General features: G+C 69.0%; 14 protein-coding genes and 1 pseudogene. 12 read left to right on the forward strand and 3 right to left on the reverse strand.

Annotation, left to right across the window (positions count from 1 at the left end):
• Positions 1–376: 376 nt before the first annotated feature.
• The 3 genes from ACZ3H8_RS35140 to ACZ3H8_RS35150 all read right to left on the reverse strand — a co-directional run bounded on the left by ACZ3H8_RS35140 (position 377) and on the right by ACZ3H8_RS35150 (position 3,720).
• Positions 377–1,483 (reverse strand): ferritin-like domain-containing protein, encoded by a 1,107-nt coding sequence (locus tag ACZ3H8_RS35140; RefSeq protein WP_467408706.1) that lies wholly within the window; start codon positions 1,481–1,483, stop codon positions 377–379.
• Complete coding sequence (locus ACZ3H8_RS35145) at positions 1,480–2,472, reverse strand: diacylglycerol/lipid kinase family protein (protein WP_467408709.1); 993 nt, start codon at positions 2,470–2,472, stop codon at positions 1,480–1,482. Before ACZ3H8_RS35145 ends, ACZ3H8_RS35140 begins: the two co-directional genes overlap by 4 nt.
• Before the next feature lie 108 nt (positions 2,473–2,580).
• A complete protein-coding gene (locus ACZ3H8_RS35150; RefSeq protein ID WP_467408710.1) occupies positions 2,581–3,720 on the reverse strand; it encodes a thiolase family protein in 1,140 nt (379 codons plus the stop codon).
• A 398-nt stretch (positions 3,721–4,118) separates the two neighbouring features.
• Here ACZ3H8_RS35150 and ACZ3H8_RS35155 point away from each other — a divergent pair, with 398 nt between their 5' ends.
• The 12 genes and pseudogenes from ACZ3H8_RS35155 to ACZ3H8_RS35210 all read left to right on the forward strand — a co-directional run bounded on the left by ACZ3H8_RS35155 (position 4,119) and on the right by ACZ3H8_RS35210 (position 14,604).
• Entirely contained in the window at positions 4,119–4,301 is a 183-nt protein-coding gene (locus ACZ3H8_RS35155) for a DUF1272 domain-containing protein (protein ID WP_467408711.1), read from the forward strand.
• Positions 4,298–5,749, forward strand: coding sequence for an MFS transporter (locus tag ACZ3H8_RS35160; RefSeq protein WP_467408713.1), 1,452 nt, complete (start codon positions 4,298–4,300; stop codon positions 5,747–5,749). The genes ACZ3H8_RS35155 and ACZ3H8_RS35160 overlap by 4 nt, the downstream gene beginning before the upstream one ends.
• Positions 5,750–5,766: 17 nt before the next feature.
• The gene (locus ACZ3H8_RS35165; RefSeq protein WP_467408716.1) at positions 5,767–6,198 is read left to right on the forward strand and encodes a cytochrome P450; all 432 of its coding nucleotides are present in this window, start codon (positions 5,767–5,769) and stop codon (positions 6,196–6,198) included.
• Positions 6,199–6,247: 49 nt separating this feature from the next.
• Positions 6,248–7,759: an AlkA N-terminal domain-containing protein gene (locus ACZ3H8_RS35170; RefSeq protein ID WP_467408717.1), complete on the forward strand. Its 1,512-nt coding sequence runs from the start codon at positions 6,248–6,250 to the stop codon at positions 7,757–7,759.
• 167 nt (positions 7,760–7,926) lie between these two features.
• Positions 7,927–8,178: pseudogene (locus ACZ3H8_RS35175) on the forward strand (alpha-ketoglutarate-dependent dioxygenase AlkB); the annotation flags it as partial.
• A complete protein-coding gene (locus tag ACZ3H8_RS35180) occupies positions 8,114–8,434 on the forward strand; it encodes an alpha-ketoglutarate-dependent dioxygenase AlkB (protein ID WP_467408718.1) in 321 nt (106 codons plus the stop codon). The pseudogene ACZ3H8_RS35175 and the gene ACZ3H8_RS35180, both read left to right, overlap by 65 nt.
• A 177-nt stretch (positions 8,435–8,611) precedes the next feature.
• The gene (locus ACZ3H8_RS35185; RefSeq protein WP_467408720.1) at positions 8,612–9,808 is read left to right on the forward strand and encodes a cytochrome P450; all 1,197 of its coding nucleotides are present in this window, start codon (positions 8,612–8,614) and stop codon (positions 9,806–9,808) included.
• A gap of 48 nt (positions 9,809–9,856) precedes the next feature.
• Complete coding sequence (locus ACZ3H8_RS35190) at positions 9,857–10,990, forward strand: acyl-CoA dehydrogenase family protein (RefSeq protein ID WP_467408722.1); 1,134 nt, start codon at positions 9,857–9,859, stop codon at positions 10,988–10,990.
• Positions 10,987–12,480: an amino acid adenylation domain-containing protein gene (locus ACZ3H8_RS35195; RefSeq protein WP_467408725.1), complete on the forward strand. Its 1,494-nt coding sequence runs from the start codon at positions 10,987–10,989 to the stop codon at positions 12,478–12,480. Before ACZ3H8_RS35190 ends, ACZ3H8_RS35195 begins: the two co-directional genes overlap by 4 nt.
• 33 nt (positions 12,481–12,513) lie before the next feature.
• Positions 12,514–12,780: a phosphopantetheine-binding protein gene (locus ACZ3H8_RS35200; protein WP_467408726.1), complete on the forward strand. Its 267-nt coding sequence runs from the start codon at positions 12,514–12,516 to the stop codon at positions 12,778–12,780.
• Between the two features lie 43 nt (positions 12,781–12,823).
• A complete protein-coding gene (locus ACZ3H8_RS35205) occupies positions 12,824–13,894 on the forward strand; it encodes a ketoacyl-ACP synthase III family protein (protein ID WP_467408728.1) in 1,071 nt (356 codons plus the stop codon).
• Positions 13,891–14,604, forward strand: a complete 714-nt coding sequence (locus ACZ3H8_RS35210) for an SGNH/GDSL hydrolase family protein (protein ID WP_467408730.1) — start codon at positions 13,891–13,893, stop codon at positions 14,602–14,604. The genes ACZ3H8_RS35205 and ACZ3H8_RS35210 overlap by 4 nt, the downstream gene beginning before the upstream one ends.
• The last annotated feature ends 237 nt before the right edge of the window (positions 14,605–14,841 follow it).

A 14,841-nucleotide genomic window follows, 5' to 3' on the forward strand; every position in this document is an offset into this window, starting at 1 on the left:
GCCTCGTGGGAGCCCGGTCAGGCTCGGTACTCGGCGACGCCGAGCAGGTAGTGGCCGCGGATACGGGTGTAGGCGCTACACACCTCAGCCTGTGGCGGGCAGCTCGGGCATGAATTGAGCGGCGATGAAAGGGTCTTCGGTGGGGTGATCGAACAGCAGTCGGTAGCTGGGCCCCGCCAGGGTGTGAGCTGTGACCTCGTCGAAGCTGAGCCTGCGCCGGAAGCACCTCCGTGCACAGCCGGTGAGAAATGCCGGTCGTGATCTGTCGACTCGAGCGGCTGTGAGGGGAGACGTCTGCATTCGTACCGCCTGGGTCGGAGGTCATAGGAGTGAAGTGGCATCCGTCGTCGACGGGGCACTGACCCGGCGTCCGAGCCTATTCGGAGACGGCGGCGCCGAGAGCGATGCTCTCTTCGACCTCCGCTGCCCGCGCGAGCGCTTGCCGGCGTTCCCGGTCGAGTTCGTCGGCCTGTGCCTCGTCTGCCTCCATGAGCTTGACCAGGTCGCTGTTGGCCATGTCCAGCACGTCCATGTCCTCGTACGCGCCGCGGACGGCCGGACCCCACAACCCGATGTCCTTCACACAGGGCACAATCCGCGCGAAGAGTAACGACCGGAAGGCGCGCATCCGCGGCCCGCGGTTCATGTAGTCCATGCACTCCTTCATATCGAAGCCGAGGTTCTCCCACACCTCCTGCATACGGAGGCGATCCCGCATCAGATAGCACCCCTCGACCACGAACTCCTCGCGCTCCGCTATTTCCCGGCTCGACAATTCGGCGTAGTAGTCCCGCAACGCCAGCCTCCCGAAGGCGACATGACGTGCCTCGTCCTGCATCACGAACGCCAGGATCTGTTTGGGCAGCGGTTTGTTGGTGCGATCCCGCAGAATTCCGAACGCCGCTAGTGCGAGACCCTCGATGAGCACCTGCATTCCGAGGTACGGCATGTCCCAGCGCGAGTCGTTGAGCGCGTCTTCCAGCAGGGACTTGAGGTGCGGGTTGATCGGGTAGGAGAGCCCGATTTTCTCGTTGATGAAGCGGGTGAAGACCTCGGCGTGCCTGGCTTCGTCCATGACCTGGGTGGCGGCGTAGAATTTGGAGTCGATGTCCGGGACCGACTGGACAATGCGCGCGGAGCAGATCATGGCGCCCTGCTCGCCGTGCAGGAATTGGCTGAACTCCCAGGCCGCCATGTGCTGGCGCATCTCCTGACGCTCTCGCGCATTCAGTTTCTCGTACTGCCGGGATCCGTACAGTGCCAAGGTCTTCTCAGGGGTTCCCAGTACGTCGAAGGGGTCAACTTCAAGTGACCAGTCGATGCGCTGGGTACTGTCCCACTGCTTTGCCTTTCCCTTCTGGTAGAGGCTGAGCAGTCGTTCACGGCCCGAGTCGTAGTCCCAGGTGAAGTAGTTGTCGCCGGCGGCGGGGAACGTCCAACTCGAAGTTCCCGCGGGCCCGCCGGGGACACCGGTGTCGTTCATGAACGGCCCTCCGTATTCGGCTTGCCTGCGGCCTCGCTCAACGCGTTCGGCCCGAGGACGGGAAGGATGTCGGCCAGCACCTCGATGGTGTAGCGGTCGGCGCTGTCGATGAGGAGTTCACCATCGTGCTCGAACGTCAGGGGCTCGCCGTCGGTGCGTTCGATGGTGATGCAACGGCCCCTGGCGTAGACGGTTTCGGGGCGTTCGAGGTGGCTGCCGTCGGCCGTCAGACCGGGGAGTGCGGCGGGGTCCAGTTCACCGCCCACGACGCACACATCCAGCAGGCCGTCGTCGAGCACCGAGCGGGGCAGCACCTTGAACTGCCCGCCGCGGTAGCGGCCGCCACCGACATTGGCCAGCACCGCTGTGCCCTCATGGACGGTCACGCCGTCCACGGTCACTCGGCCCGGATACGGCATGAAGTGCCGCAGCGTCTGCGCCACGGCCTGCCTGTAGCGTTCCCGGCCCGCCAGTTCCGGGAGCCAGCCGGCGGTCACCAGCGCTTCCGCGACCAGCCCGGAGCAGGCCCCGAGCAGCACCAGGGTGCCCGTCTCGACGATCCGGGCCATGTCGATGCCACGCACCAGCGGGTGCTCCGCGGCGAGAGCGGCCTCCAGGGACCGCTGCCAGGGGTGGTCCGACCAGATTTCACGATAGAAGGAATTCCCGGTTCCGGCGGGGAGATTGACCATGGCTGTGCTGCAGGCGCTCGTGGTGCCGGGGTTGGCCAGCCGGGCGCGGGCGATCCCCGAAGCAACCTCGCGGGTGGTGCCGTCGCCGCCCAGGACGATGATCACATCAATGCCGTTGTCATACGCCTTCGCGGCCGCGTCTTCCGCCTCGCCGCGGTACGCCGTACGCACCAGGGTCAGGGAGTCCACACGGGAGTCGCAGTAGCGGGCCACCTCGTCGACGAGTCGTGCGTCCACCCCACCCGCCACCGGGTTCACGATCAGTACTCCGGTCCGGGCCCATCGAGCTGCGGGCATGTCACATCTTCCTTCTCTCGCTGGAGAGCCCCTTGGTCCCCGTCACCCTGGCAGCCGCCGCTGGAACGGCGCTGAGACCGCGGTGCCAGCGGCGGGTGGGCAAGCTGGTCAGCAGCCGGACGCACGGAGCAGCAGGGCTTCTCCCAGGCCGGCTTCGCCGCAGACCCCGGCGACCCCCAGACCGCCGCCTCGGCGCTGCAACGAATGTGCGAGATGCAGGACGATGCGCGCCCCCGAGGTGCTGGTCGGATGGCCCAGCGCGATGGCACCTCCGTGCGGATTGATCCGCTTCATGCTCGCGCGCAGCGTGATCAGAGACTGGGCCACCACGGCCGCGGACGACTCGTTGACCTCGATGAGGTTGAGATCGCCCACGTCGAGGCCGAGCGGGGCAAGCGCCTTGCGAATAGCCAGCGAAGGCTGACGGTGCAAGGTGTCCACTGGCCCCGACACCGTCCCGTGGCCGATGATCTCGGCGAGCCAGTCCAGCCCTCGTTCCTGTGCGAGCGAGCGGCGCATCACCACCACGGCCGCCGCTCCGTCGGCGGCCCGCGAGGCGTTGACGGCGGTGACGGTGCCGTTCGGGATATACAGAGGTTCGGCCGCGGCCAGCATCCCAGGGTCAAGGTCCGCGCGGATGCCCTCGTCGTCGTGGGCGAAGCCCCCGCCGGCGTGTTCAGGCAGCCCGACCGGGACGATCTCCCCGCCGAAGACGCCGCCGAGCTGGGCGCTTTTGGCACGTTTGTGGGACAGTGCCGCGATCTCGTCCTGAGTGCGCCGGTCCAGCTCCAGCGGACGGCGGCGCGGGCACCACCTGGGTCCGGGCGCGGAGCCCGGGCCACCGGGACGGGGCGGGCCGCCCGGGAGCCTTCCGACGGCGAGTTGGGCGGCGGTCATGGACTCCATGCCGCCGGCCACGACGATGTCGTAGCCGCCCGAGCAGATGAGCTGGTCTGCCACGGCGATGGCGTTCAGCCCGGACAGTGACCTCCGTCTGATGACGTGTAAGGGCACGCTCGACGGGATCCCCGCGCTCATCGCGGCCGCGTGTGCGGAGCGGTCCTCGGGGTCGTTGACCACCGAGTGCCCCAGCAGGACCTGGTCGACTTCATCGCCAGCCACCCCCGCGCGTTCCAGTGCCGCTCGAATGGCCACCGCTCCCAACTGCGCGGCGGACAGGGCCCGCAAGCAGCCGAATGGGCGGCCCAGGGGCGTGCGGGCACCGGCGAGGACGACTGACTCGATCACTGGCGATTCCCGTCTGTGGGGCCGTGGGCCATTCCGGATGAATGGCAGGTACGGCTTATACAGAAGCAAGGGCTCGGCCGGATGACCCTGACACAACTCCCGGCGGCGTGCTGGCAGGTTCCCGCCGTCAACGACCCGCGACGCGACGGTGGCCCGCCCCATCCATGAGCGGGAGGTTGGCGGCGGAAACTCGCCAGACAGCGGCCCGGGGCTCCCGCCAGGATTGCATGACTCCCGTACCCGGAAGGGCCGACCGTCGTATCGCGACCCGGCCGTCGGACTGCGTTGTGCGCAATCCGCGGGCTGTACGCACGTGTACGCAATCCCCGCTGAACGGATCGCCGTCGTTATGGCAGCCGCGGTCGCCCGCTCGTAATCCCGTCTGGAGGACTCTGGCGATGTTGAAGAAGAAGCCGAGTTGCGAAACGTGCGATTCGCTCGCGCCCGGGGACCGGGCGATGATCTGTAGTTACGAATGCACTTTCTGCGTCTCCTGCACGACCGGTTCGGACAACCGGTGCCCCAGCTGCGGGGCGAGTTGCGGGGCCGCCACCCGGCGAGCCACCGAGAAGGCGTCGTGACCGCGGCCGAAGCGGCGTCCGCGAAACGGCCCGGCTACCTGGCGGTCGCGCTGCTCGCGTCGGGTGCCACATTCCTGGCGATCCTCGACTCCACCATCGCCAATCTGGCGGTCTCCGACATGCGGGAGACTTTCGCGGGTGCGTCGATCGCGGACTTCTCCTGGGTCATCACCCTGTACGCCATCTTCTTCGCGGCACTGCTTGCACCGGCCGGGCGGTTGGCGGACGTGGTGGGTCGACGCGCTCTCTACACCGCCGGCGTCGGACTCTTCACGGCGGCGTCTTTGCTGTGCGCCTTCGCACCGAACCTGCCCCTTCTGCTGGTGGCCCGCGCGGTCCAGGGCGCGGGCGCGGCGGCGATGATCCCGGCATCGCTGGTTGTGATTCTTTTCGATTCGCCCCCGGCGCGTCGGATGGCGGCCATCGGCCTGTGGAGTGCCGCCGGTTCCGCGGCGGCCGCCGTCGGCCCCAGCGTCGGCGGCGTCCTCATCAACGCGTTCGGCTGGCGCGCCGTCTTCCTCATCAATGTGCCGATCGGGATCGCGCTGATCATCGGGGCCCGCGCCGTGCAGCGGTCCCAGCTCGGTGCCGGGCGGATTCCCGACGTGCTGGGGACGCTGGCGCTGGCCGTCGGCATCGGGGGTGTGGCCCTCGGCGTGACGGAAGGCTCGGCTTGGGGCTGGAGGGATCCGCGGACGCTCGGATGCCTGCTGGCTGCCATCGCCGTGCTGGGAATCGGCCTGCTGCGGGCGCGCGCTCACCCGGTCCCGGCGATCGACACCACATTGTGGCGGAACCAGACTTTCTCGCTGGCGAATGTCGTGTCACTTTTCTACGGGGCGGCACTGTACGCCTGGCTGTTGTGCGGGGTGCTGTTCCTCGTGAACGTCTGGCGCTATTCGGAGCTGACGGCCGGGTTCGTACTGAGCCCCGGAGCGGTCTTCTCGGCAGTCGCCGCGGTCGGGATCGGCCGGGTGCTCGGCAAGCGTGCCAGTCCGCGGTTGATGGTAACCAGCGGTTCGCTGCTCATCGTGGCAATCGGGGTCTGGCTGGTCGCCGTGCTGCCCGCCGAGCCGCACCTGCTGGATCTCTGGCTGCCGACGACCGTCATCTCGGGCTTTGGCATGGGCGCGGTGAGCACCGGCGTATCGGCAGCAGCGGCCTTGTCCGTACCGCCCCAGCAGTTCGCCGGTGCGACGGGGCTCAACATGGCGGCGCGGCAGGTGGGCGGTGCGCTCGGCATCGCGGTCCTGGCCGCGATCCTCGCCGGTGAGGGCGCGTCGACGACCCGCCCGTACGCCCACATCCTGCTGTTCTGCACGGTGACGGCGGCGATCGCCGGCCTCGCCGGGCTGGGTCTGTCCCTGAAACCCAGGCCCGAGCCGGCCACGGCCGAGTCTGCCGAAGCCGCCGCCGGCGTCACCGCCCCCGCGAGCGGCGACGCGTGACCACTGGCACATGACACATGGACCAGCGAAGAACGGCGCGATGCAGGAAGTCTTCAACCCGGAGCACCGTGCCAATCCCTACCCGCTCTACGCTGCCGTGCGTGTGGCCGATCTCGTCCATTTCATGGCCCCCGGATACACCTGGCATCGCACCACGCGGACTGCCACAAGGTCCTCGCGGACCTGCGCTGGGGTCGACGGCGCTCGACATCGCCCGATACCGGAACAGCCCGCAGGGCGCACCGCGCCACCTCACCTTCAGCAGCGGCCCGCACCGCTGCCTGGGGGCCCAGCTGGCCCGGATGGAGATGGTCATCGCGCTCGTGCGCTGCTCGCCCGGTCCCGGGGGATGGAACTGCTCACCGACCAGCCGTGCTACCGGGACCTGTACCTCTTCCGCGGCCCGCTGGCCCTCCGGCCCGGATGCGACCCTGACGTGTGGACGTTGACGTCCGATTCCTGCTGGCATTGCCCAGCGCCGGGGCCCATGGTTGACAGATGACGGACGAGGAGCTGTACTACCGTGCCGCGCTGAGCAACGACAGCCGATTCGACGGCCGGTTGTACATCGGTGTGGCCAGCACCGGTATCTATTGCCGCCCGACGTGCCCGGCCATGACTCCCAAGCGCGTCAACATGCGCTTCTACCGGACGGCGGCCGCCGCGCAGGCCGCTGGGTTCCGGGCCTGCAAACGCTGTCGGCCGGACGCAACTCCGGGGTCGCCGGAGTGGAACAGCCGCGCCGACCTGGTCGGCCGTGCCATGCGTCTGATCGCGGACGGGCTGGTGGACCGGGAGGGTGTCAGCGGCCTCGCCGCACGGCTGAACTACAGCGAGCGCCAGCTCCAGCGGCAGCTCGTCGCCGAGGTCGGCGCGGGGCCGCTGGCCCTCGCCCGGTCCCAGCGTGCGCGAACGGCTCAACTCCTGCTGGAGACCACCGACTTGCCCGTCAGCGAGGTGGCCTTCGCCGCGGGCTTCTCCAGCATCCGTCAGTTCAACGACAACATGCGGTCGGTGTTCGCGCTGCCCCCGACGGAACTGCGGGCCCGCGCGGCCCCGCGCCGGCTCCGGGCCGCTTCCCCCGCGCCGCCGTGGGGCAACGGAATCCTGATCCGGTTGCCGTTCCGGACCCCGCTGGACCTGGCGGCGCTGCTGAGACAGGTCGGCGAGCAGGCAGTACCCGGCATCGAGCAGTACGCCGACGGTGTCTATCGCAGGGCGCTCTCGCTCCCGCACGGCACCGCCGTCGCCAGCTTCTCCCAGGACGCAACGAAGCCGGTGAGCAGGACCGACCAGCCCCCGGACCGGGGATTCGTGCAGTGCGAATTGCACCTCCAGGATCTGCGCGACCTGACGGCGGCCGTCCAGCGGTGCCGTCGGCTCCTCGACCTCGACGCGGACCCGCAGGCCGTCGACGAGGTGCTGCGGCGGGACACGCTGCTCGCCCCGCTCGTCGCGCACGCGCCCGGCCGCAGGGTTCCCGGCTCCGTGGACCCCGATGAGTGCGCGATACGCACCGTCCTCGGCCAGGGGGCCACACCGCAGGAGTCCAGAAGTGACGCGGCGTTGCTCGTCGCGCGCTATGGCAAACCGCTGACAAGGGAGATCGGCGAGATCACCCATACGTTCCCGGCGGCGGCGACACTCGCCCGGCTCGCGCCGGAGGACCTGGCCCGCAGCCCTGAGCGAGGACAGGTCGTCAAAACGCTCGTCACCGCCCTCGCCTCTGACGACCTCTTCCTGGACGCGGGCGCCGACCGGGACGAGGCCACCAGGGAACTGCTGAAGGTCGACGGCCTCCGGCCGCGGACCGCCGCCCGCATCAGAATGCGGGCGCTCGGCGACCCCGACGTCTTCATGCCCGCGGAACTGGAGTCGTACGACGCGCCCCAGCGGCCCGTCGACAACACCGTCGATCCGGCCCCGACCGAGTCCCGCGCCGAAAGCTGGCGGCCTTGGCGCTCGTATGCCCTCCACTACCTGTGGGGAGCCGGGAGCACAGGCCGTTGACTCAGACTCAGGACGACGGAGCGCTGTTCGCACGCCCGCCCCTGGCACGTCGGACGGCGGCGACGACTGCTCCATGCCTGCCGGGACTGGGCACGGGGGCCGACTGGTCTGCGCCGACCGAGCATGCCGGACTGCACCCCGATGCACGTGCAGTCGGTCTGTCTCGGATGGCACTACGCCCCGTGGTACGGCTACACCCCCACCACGGCCGATGCCAACGGCGCCCCGGTCAAACCGCTGCCTGGCTGGCTCGCGGCCCTGGCGCGCAGGCCGTCACCGAAGCAGCCCGACTCGACGACGGTCTGTGCGGACGGCCGGAGATGTACAAGGCCGACGCCGCGATCGTCAACTTCTATGACGATCAGGGCCGGTTGGGCCTGCACCAGGATCACGCCGAGGAGAACGCCGCGCCCGTGGTCTCGCTCAGCCTCGGGAACAGGTGTGTCTTCCGCTTCCGAAACACCGAGAGCCGCACCCGCCCCTCTGCAGGACCTGATCCTGCACAGCGGGGACCTGTTCGTCTTCGGAGGCCCCGCGCGGATGGCATACCACTCAGCGGTGCGCACACTGCCGGGCACCGCGCCCGGCGGGCTGGGGGTCCGTCACGGCCGGGTCAGCATCACCCTCCGCGAGTCGGGGCTCGCCACCGGCCCGTCGGCGCTCCACGACGGCTGACGGCGTCGCACGTCAGGAAAATCTCAGTGCCGTATCAGGGCCGGCTGACACGGTTGTCCGGTGCGGGGCCGCTGGGCCGGCGAAGTGCACGTATCGCCGCCCCGGCCCTGTGCGGGAACGACCGCTGAATCCCCTGACAAGCGTGCCTGTCCGGTACCCGGCGAAAGGCCTGCGCACATGTCTGCTCAGCTACCGCACCTTACGTACCCGGTCCAGCGGGCGACGGTCACTGACCCGCCGGAGGAATACACGCGGCTCCAGCAGGTGGCGCCGGTGTGCCCGATCACCCTGGCCACCGGGTTTCCGGCGCTGTTCGTCACCGGATACGGGGACGTCCGGACCGTGCTCTCCGATCCGCGGTTCAGCCGCGACGCGCTGTTCGAGCCCGGTGCGCCGCGCTCCCAGCTGGCCGAGCCCGACCAGGACAGCATCATCAGCATCGATCCACCGCGGCACACCCGGTTGCGCGGACTTATCAACCGGGAGTTCAGCCGTCGGCGAGTGGAGGGGATGCGCCCGAAGATCCAGGCCCATGTGACCGAACTCCTGGATGCGATGGAGGGTAAGGAACCGCCGGGCGACCTGAACGAACTGGTGGGGCGGCCGCTGGCGTTGCAGGTGATCTGCGACCTGCTGGGGGTGCCGTACGCCGACCACATGAGGTTCGGCCGGTGGTGCGATCACTTCATGTCGTACGCGAAGTATCCGTTGACGGAGGTCGGCCGGGCCAACAGCGAGATGCGCGCATATCTGGCCGACCTGATCCAGGACAAGCGGCAGCACCCCGGTGAGGACCTGTTGAGCGCCCTCGTGCACGCCCGGGACACCGACGGGGCGTTGACCGAGAACGAGTTGGTGAGCCTCGGCGTGATCCTGCTGCTCGCGGGACACGACACCACTGTGACCTCGCTGGGCGGCGGCGTGATCACGCTGCTGCGCAATCCAAAGACGCTTGCGGAGCTGCGCCGCGATCCGCTGCTGATACCACAGGCGATCGAGGAGCTGGTGCGGCTGAACGAGCCCGGTGACGGCTCCTTCCTGCGGATCGCGACCGAGGACGTCGAACTCGACGGGGGCCTTGTCACAGCAGGGACCGCGGTCGTCGCGTCCATCAGCACGGCGAACCGGGACCCTTCGGTGTTCAGCAATCCGGAGCTGCTCGATATCCACCGGAAGAGCAACCCACATCTGGCCTTCGGATTCGGAACACACTTCTGCGTCGGCTCCTCGCTGGCCCGAGTCGAACTGGAAAGTGCTCTGGGCGCTCTGCTCGTGCGGTTCCCGGACCTGCGTCTGGCGGTGCCGCTCGAGGACCTCCGCTGGCGCTCCTACGCCCACCTCGGCGGTATCGAGGAACTGCCGGTCAGTTGGTAGCACGGCACCACCCGTACCCCGGTACTTCCCGTCCTACAGCGAGGTCTGATGTTTCTGGACTGGCAGCCCGCTCAGCTCAAGGAGTACGACGACATGCTCTCGGCTGTCCGGGAGGCGTTCGACCAGCCGCAGGGGATGGGAGCCGGCTTGCGGGATGCCTGGCGGCGCTGCGGCGATCTGGGACTGCTGGGGCTCTGTGTCCCGACCGGTCAGGGCGGCGCCGGCAGGTCCGCGCTGGACACCGCGCACCTGGTCGAGGCGTTCGGCCGGGGTTGTGCCGACACCGGGCTGGTCTTCGCTGCGAGCGCCCACCTGTTCGCCTGCGCCGTCCCGATCGCGGCCTTCGCGCGGGAGGAAGTCCAGCAGCGACTGTTGCCCGAGATGTGCGCGGGATCGTTCGTTGCCTCCAATGCCATGACGGAGTCCCACGCGGGTTCGGACGTCTCCGCGATGTCCGCCCGTGCGGTGTCGGACGGCGACAGTTACGTGCTGACGGGGGTGAAGTCCTGGGCCAGCAACGCCCCGGACGCGGATGTCTTCTTGACCTACGTGGTGACCGATCCGGCAGCCGGATTTCTCGGCACCTCGGCCTTCGTCGTCGAGAGGGACACTCCGGGTCTATTCGTCGACGGGCCGTTCGAGAAGATGGGGCTCGACACCTGCGGCGCCGGATCGGTCCGGTTCGAGAAGTGCCGGGTGCCGGCGCGCAACCTCCTCGGCACGGAGGGACAAGGCGGCGCGATCTTCCAGCACTCCATGGCGTGGGAACGCGCTTGTCTGTTCGCCGGCTACGTCGGCCTGATGGACCGGCTGCTGGACCGCTGCGTGGCGCACGCCCGGGAGCGGCGCCAATTCGGGCGCAGAATCTCCGAGTTCCAGGCGGTGTCCCACCGGATCGCGGACATGAAGCTCCGGCTCGAAGCGGCCAGGATGCTGCTCTACCGAGCATGCTTCCGGCTGGACCGGGGCGAATCCCAGGCCATCGACAGCGCGTTGTCCAAGCTCGCGGTGTCGGAGGCCGCGGTGCAGGCGGCCGTGGACGCGGTGCAGATCTTCGGGTCACGTGGCTGTCTGGTGAGCGAGGGACTGGAGCGCGTACTGCGGGACGTGATACCCGCGAAGCTCTTCTCCGGGACGTCCGAGATCCAGCATGAACTCATCGCGAAAGGAATCGGGTTGTGAACCTCGGAACGCTGGTCACCGACAGCGCGCGCCGTGCGAGCGGCGAGCTGGCAGTCGTGAGCCCGGAGGGCGAGGTGACCTACGGCGAGTTGGAGCGGGCCGCCGACGCGCTCGCGCACAGACTCCGCGATCGAGGCGTGGGCCGCGCCGAGCGGGTGGTGATCTGGCTGGACAAATCGGCCACCGCGGTTGCCGCCATGCAGGCGGCGCTGCGCCTCGCCGCCGTCTACGTACCGGTGGACGGTTCGGGACCGTCGCGTCGGACCATGCTGATCGCGCGCGGCTGTTCCGCGGCCGTGATCATCACTGACTCCCGGCGCGCGGCCGAACTGCGCGCGTCGGGCGTCGAGCTGCCGGATCTCTGTGTCGTAGACGCTCTCCCCGGCGGAAACGGCCGGAGTCCGGTGATCACCGAACCGACCGAGCCGGACGACCTCGCCTACATCCTGTACACCTCGGGGTCGACGGGCGAGCCCAAGGGCGTGTGCGTCAGCCACCGCAATGCTCTGGCGTTCGTCCGGTGGGCTGCCGCCGAGTTGGGAGCAACGAGCCTGGACCGCTTCGCCAACCACGCCCCGTTCGGCTTCGATCTGTCGGTGCTCGATCTCTACGTGGCCTTCTTGGCCGGCGCGTCCGTGCATCTGATCCCATCCGAGATGGCCTATGCGCCACAACTGCTCTGCGAGTTCCTGCTGACCGAGCGCATCACAGTCTGGTACTCGGTGCCTTCGGTGCTCATTCTGATGATCCGCGACGGTGGGCTGTGCCAGGCGCCTCGTCGCCCCACACAGCTGCGCGCGCTGCTCTTCGCCGGCGAGCCCTTCGCGGTGGACTACCTGGCCGTCCTGTACCGGCACTGGGAGGGCATCCGCTTCCTGAATCTGTACGGCCCGACCGAGACGAATGTGTGCACATTCCATGAGGTGACCGCACCAGACATCGCCTCCGGGGAGCCGGTGCCGATCGGCCGGGCATGCTCGGGCGACGAGGTGTGGGCGGTCACGGCGGACGGACGGCGGGCGGCCGAGGGTGAGGAGGGCGAACTCGTTGTCGACGGGCCCACGGTGATGGTCGGCTATTGGGGCCTCGGCGCGCAGCGTGGCCCGTACCGGACCGGCGACACCGTGCGGGTGCGGGCGGACGGCGGCTTCGACTACCTCGGCCGACTCGATCACATGGTCAAGGTGCGCGGACACCGGGTGGAACTCGGCGAGATCGAGACAGTGCTGTCCCGGCACCCGGCCGTCGGCGAGGCGGCTGTCCTGGTGGACGGCGCCGGCACCTCCGCGCGGATCGTCGCCGTCGTTGTCCCCAACGGCCCGCCGCCGGGGTTGCTGGCGCTCAAGCGGCACTGCGCCGAACGGCTGCCCCGGTACATGATCCCCGACTCGGTCCTGACCGTGCCCGAACTGCCACGTACCCGGAACGGCAAGACCGACCGGCAGTCACTGCGCGACGCCGTACTCCAGCGATCGGCCGCCCGGCCGTGACCGTCGCATCCACCGAAAGGCAGACGCCACCGCATGGAACTCACGCCGGTGATGAGCGAGCTCGACGCGTACATCCGCAAGGAATTCCTGGATGGGGACACCTCGGTCGAACTGACCGCCGCCTCCCCGCTCCTCGAATGGGGAATCCTCAACTCCATGAACACGACCAGAATCGTCGCGTACATCCGTGAACGTTACGACGTGGCCGTGCCGCCGCAGTCCATGTGCTCGGAAAACTTCCGCACCATCGAGACCCTGGCGCTGATGGTGCTCGAACTGCGGGACCGGCCTGCCGCCTGACCGGACGGCTCGGCACCGAAACCCACCGAGGGAGTCGAAACCCGTGCGCTGGAACGACATCTATATTGCCGGTCTGGGAACCCGCCTGCCGCCGCCGGAACAGGCGGAGCTGGCAGTCTCCGAAGGCCGGTACTCCTCCAAGGAGTTCAAGGACAACGAACTGGTCTCCGCCCTTGTGAGCGAGCGGGAGCCGGCCGTCGACATGGCGAAGGCCGCGGGACGGCAGGCGATGGCGCGCAGCGGATACAGCGCCGAAGAGGTCACGCTGCTGCTGCACGCCCACACCTACCACCAGGGCGAAGACCTCTGGACGCCCGCGACCTACGTCCAGCGCAACACCATCGGCGGCAACGCGCCGTCGATACAGCTCAATCACGCCTGCGACGGCGGAATGGCCTCGCTGCACCTGGCGATCCCGTACCTGCTGACGGGCCCGAAGCGCGCCGCGGCACTGCTGACCACAGGCGACCGGTTCAGCCCGCCCGGATTCAACCGGTGGAGCAGCGACATCGGCCTGGCATTCGGGGACGGGGGCACCGCGCTGGTGGCCGCGCGCGACGGCGGCGTCGCACGGATCATGGCCACCCACTCCTCCTCGGACCCGTACTTCGAGGAGCTCTACCGGGACACCGAACGCGGGTTCACCGCCGCGCCCCACCTCGCCGGGACTCCGCTGGACCTGCGCCGCCGTAAGACCCGCTTCGCGGAACGTGAAGGATTCGTCACGGTGGTCGACCGGCTCTCGACCGCGCTGGCCGACAACGTGGAGCAGGTACTCGCCGACGCCGAGGTCGGCATCGACCAGATGGCCCGGATCGTGCTGCCGAACCTCGGGAAGCCGCTGCTGAGCTGGCAGTTACTCGCACCCCTGAAGATCGATCTGGGCCGGACACTGTGGGACTGGGGGCGGCGGACCAGCCATATCGGGGCGGGCGACCAGTTCGCGGGACTCACCCACCTCTTCGAATCGGGTCAGTTGCAGCGCGGCGACCTGCTGCTGCTGGTCGGTGTCGGGATCGGCTACTGCTGGACGACCGCGGTGGTCCAGGTCGAGAGCGTTCCCGACTGGTCCGGTCCGGACGCCGAAACCCTGCGCCTCCTCCTTGACACATGACGGAGCGGAAGCGGGCGAGCGGGTCCGTCATGGCGACGGGCGAAGCGGATGATCCGTGCTGCCTGGACGAGGTCGAGGCCAGGCAGCTGGTGGCCCGCTCCCCATGGCGTCGCGTAGTGGTGATCGGAGACGCCGCGGCCGAGGGCGTCGGGGAACCCGTCAGCGGCTTCGCCCTCAGGCCCTGGGCCGACCGTGTCGCGGACACGCTGCGCACCGCCCATCCGGAGCTGGCGTACTTCAATCTGGGCAGGCGCGGCCTGCTCGCGACCGATGTGCGCGCCCGTCAGCTCGCCAGGGCGCTCGCCCTGAAGCCCGCTCTGGCGATGATTGCCTGCGGGGGCACCGACATGCTCGGCGACTCGTTCGACGCATATGTCGTCGAGACCGAGCTGAGCCGGATGATCGGACCGCTGCGCGACACCGGTTGCGTGGTGCTGACCATGGGCGTTCCCGACATGTCCTGCTCCGGGCTGCTGCCGGCTCGACACAAGGCCGAAGCGCGGTCCCGGGCCCGGATCATGGCCGAACGCACCGAGGCGATCTCATTGCGGCATGGAGCGATGTACGTCGACCTGGCGCGTCGTCGAATCGGTCCCGGGCCGAGCGTCTGGAGCTCGAAGGCGCTGCACTTGAACAGCCGTGGCCACGCGATCGCGGCCACGGCGGCGATCCGGCGACTCGGCGCCTGGCTGGAGGACAACTCCCGGTAACGACGAGTACGTCGGGGCGAAGGGCGAAGCGGTATGCGCGACCAGCCACTTGTGTACCACCGGTGCCTTGTGGGCGGAGGGGTTGTCATAGATCACGTGGCCCGCCAGGCCTGGATCGTGGAATGGTGGGGCCACGCCGTACACGCCGTCGGAGTCGGGACCGTGATGCGCTCGCTGAGGCCGCCGGCCGGCGCGGGATCGAGGTGGGCCGCTCCCAGGTCCGTATGCAATTGAACG

It is taken from the genome of Streptomyces sp. NPDC002868 (assembly GCF_055563295.1).

Coding starts and splice junctions, on each gene's coding strand:
- ACZ3H8_RS35140 (WP_467408706.1), bottom strand. CDS start 1,483: ATGAACGACACCGGTGTCCCCGGCGGGCCCGCGGGAACTTCGAGTTGG.
- ACZ3H8_RS35145 (WP_467408709.1), bottom strand. CDS start 2,472: ATGCCCGCAGCTCGATGGGCCCGGACCGGAGTACTGATCGTGAACCCG.
- ACZ3H8_RS35155 (WP_467408711.1), top strand. CDS start 4,119: ATGTTGAAGAAGAAGCCGAGTTGCGAAACGTGCGATTCGCTCGCGCCC.
- ACZ3H8_RS35165 (WP_467408716.1), top strand. CDS start 5,767: ATGGACCAGCGAAGAACGGCGCGATGCAGGAAGTCTTCAACCCGGAGC.
- ACZ3H8_RS35170 (WP_467408717.1), top strand. CDS start 6,248: ATGACGGACGAGGAGCTGTACTACCGTGCCGCGCTGAGCAACGACAGC.
- ACZ3H8_RS35180 (WP_467408718.1), top strand. CDS start 8,114: ATGACGATCAGGGCCGGTTGGGCCTGCACCAGGATCACGCCGAGGAGA.
- ACZ3H8_RS35185 (WP_467408720.1), top strand. CDS start 8,612: ATGTCTGCTCAGCTACCGCACCTTACGTACCCGGTCCAGCGGGCGACG.
- ACZ3H8_RS35190 (WP_467408722.1), top strand. CDS start 9,857: ATGTTTCTGGACTGGCAGCCCGCTCAGCTCAAGGAGTACGACGACATG.
- ACZ3H8_RS35200 (WP_467408726.1), top strand. CDS start 12,514: ATGGAACTCACGCCGGTGATGAGCGAGCTCGACGCGTACATCCGCAAG.
- ACZ3H8_RS35210 (WP_467408730.1), top strand. CDS start 13,891: ATGACGGAGCGGAAGCGGGCGAGCGGGTCCGTCATGGCGACGGGCGAA.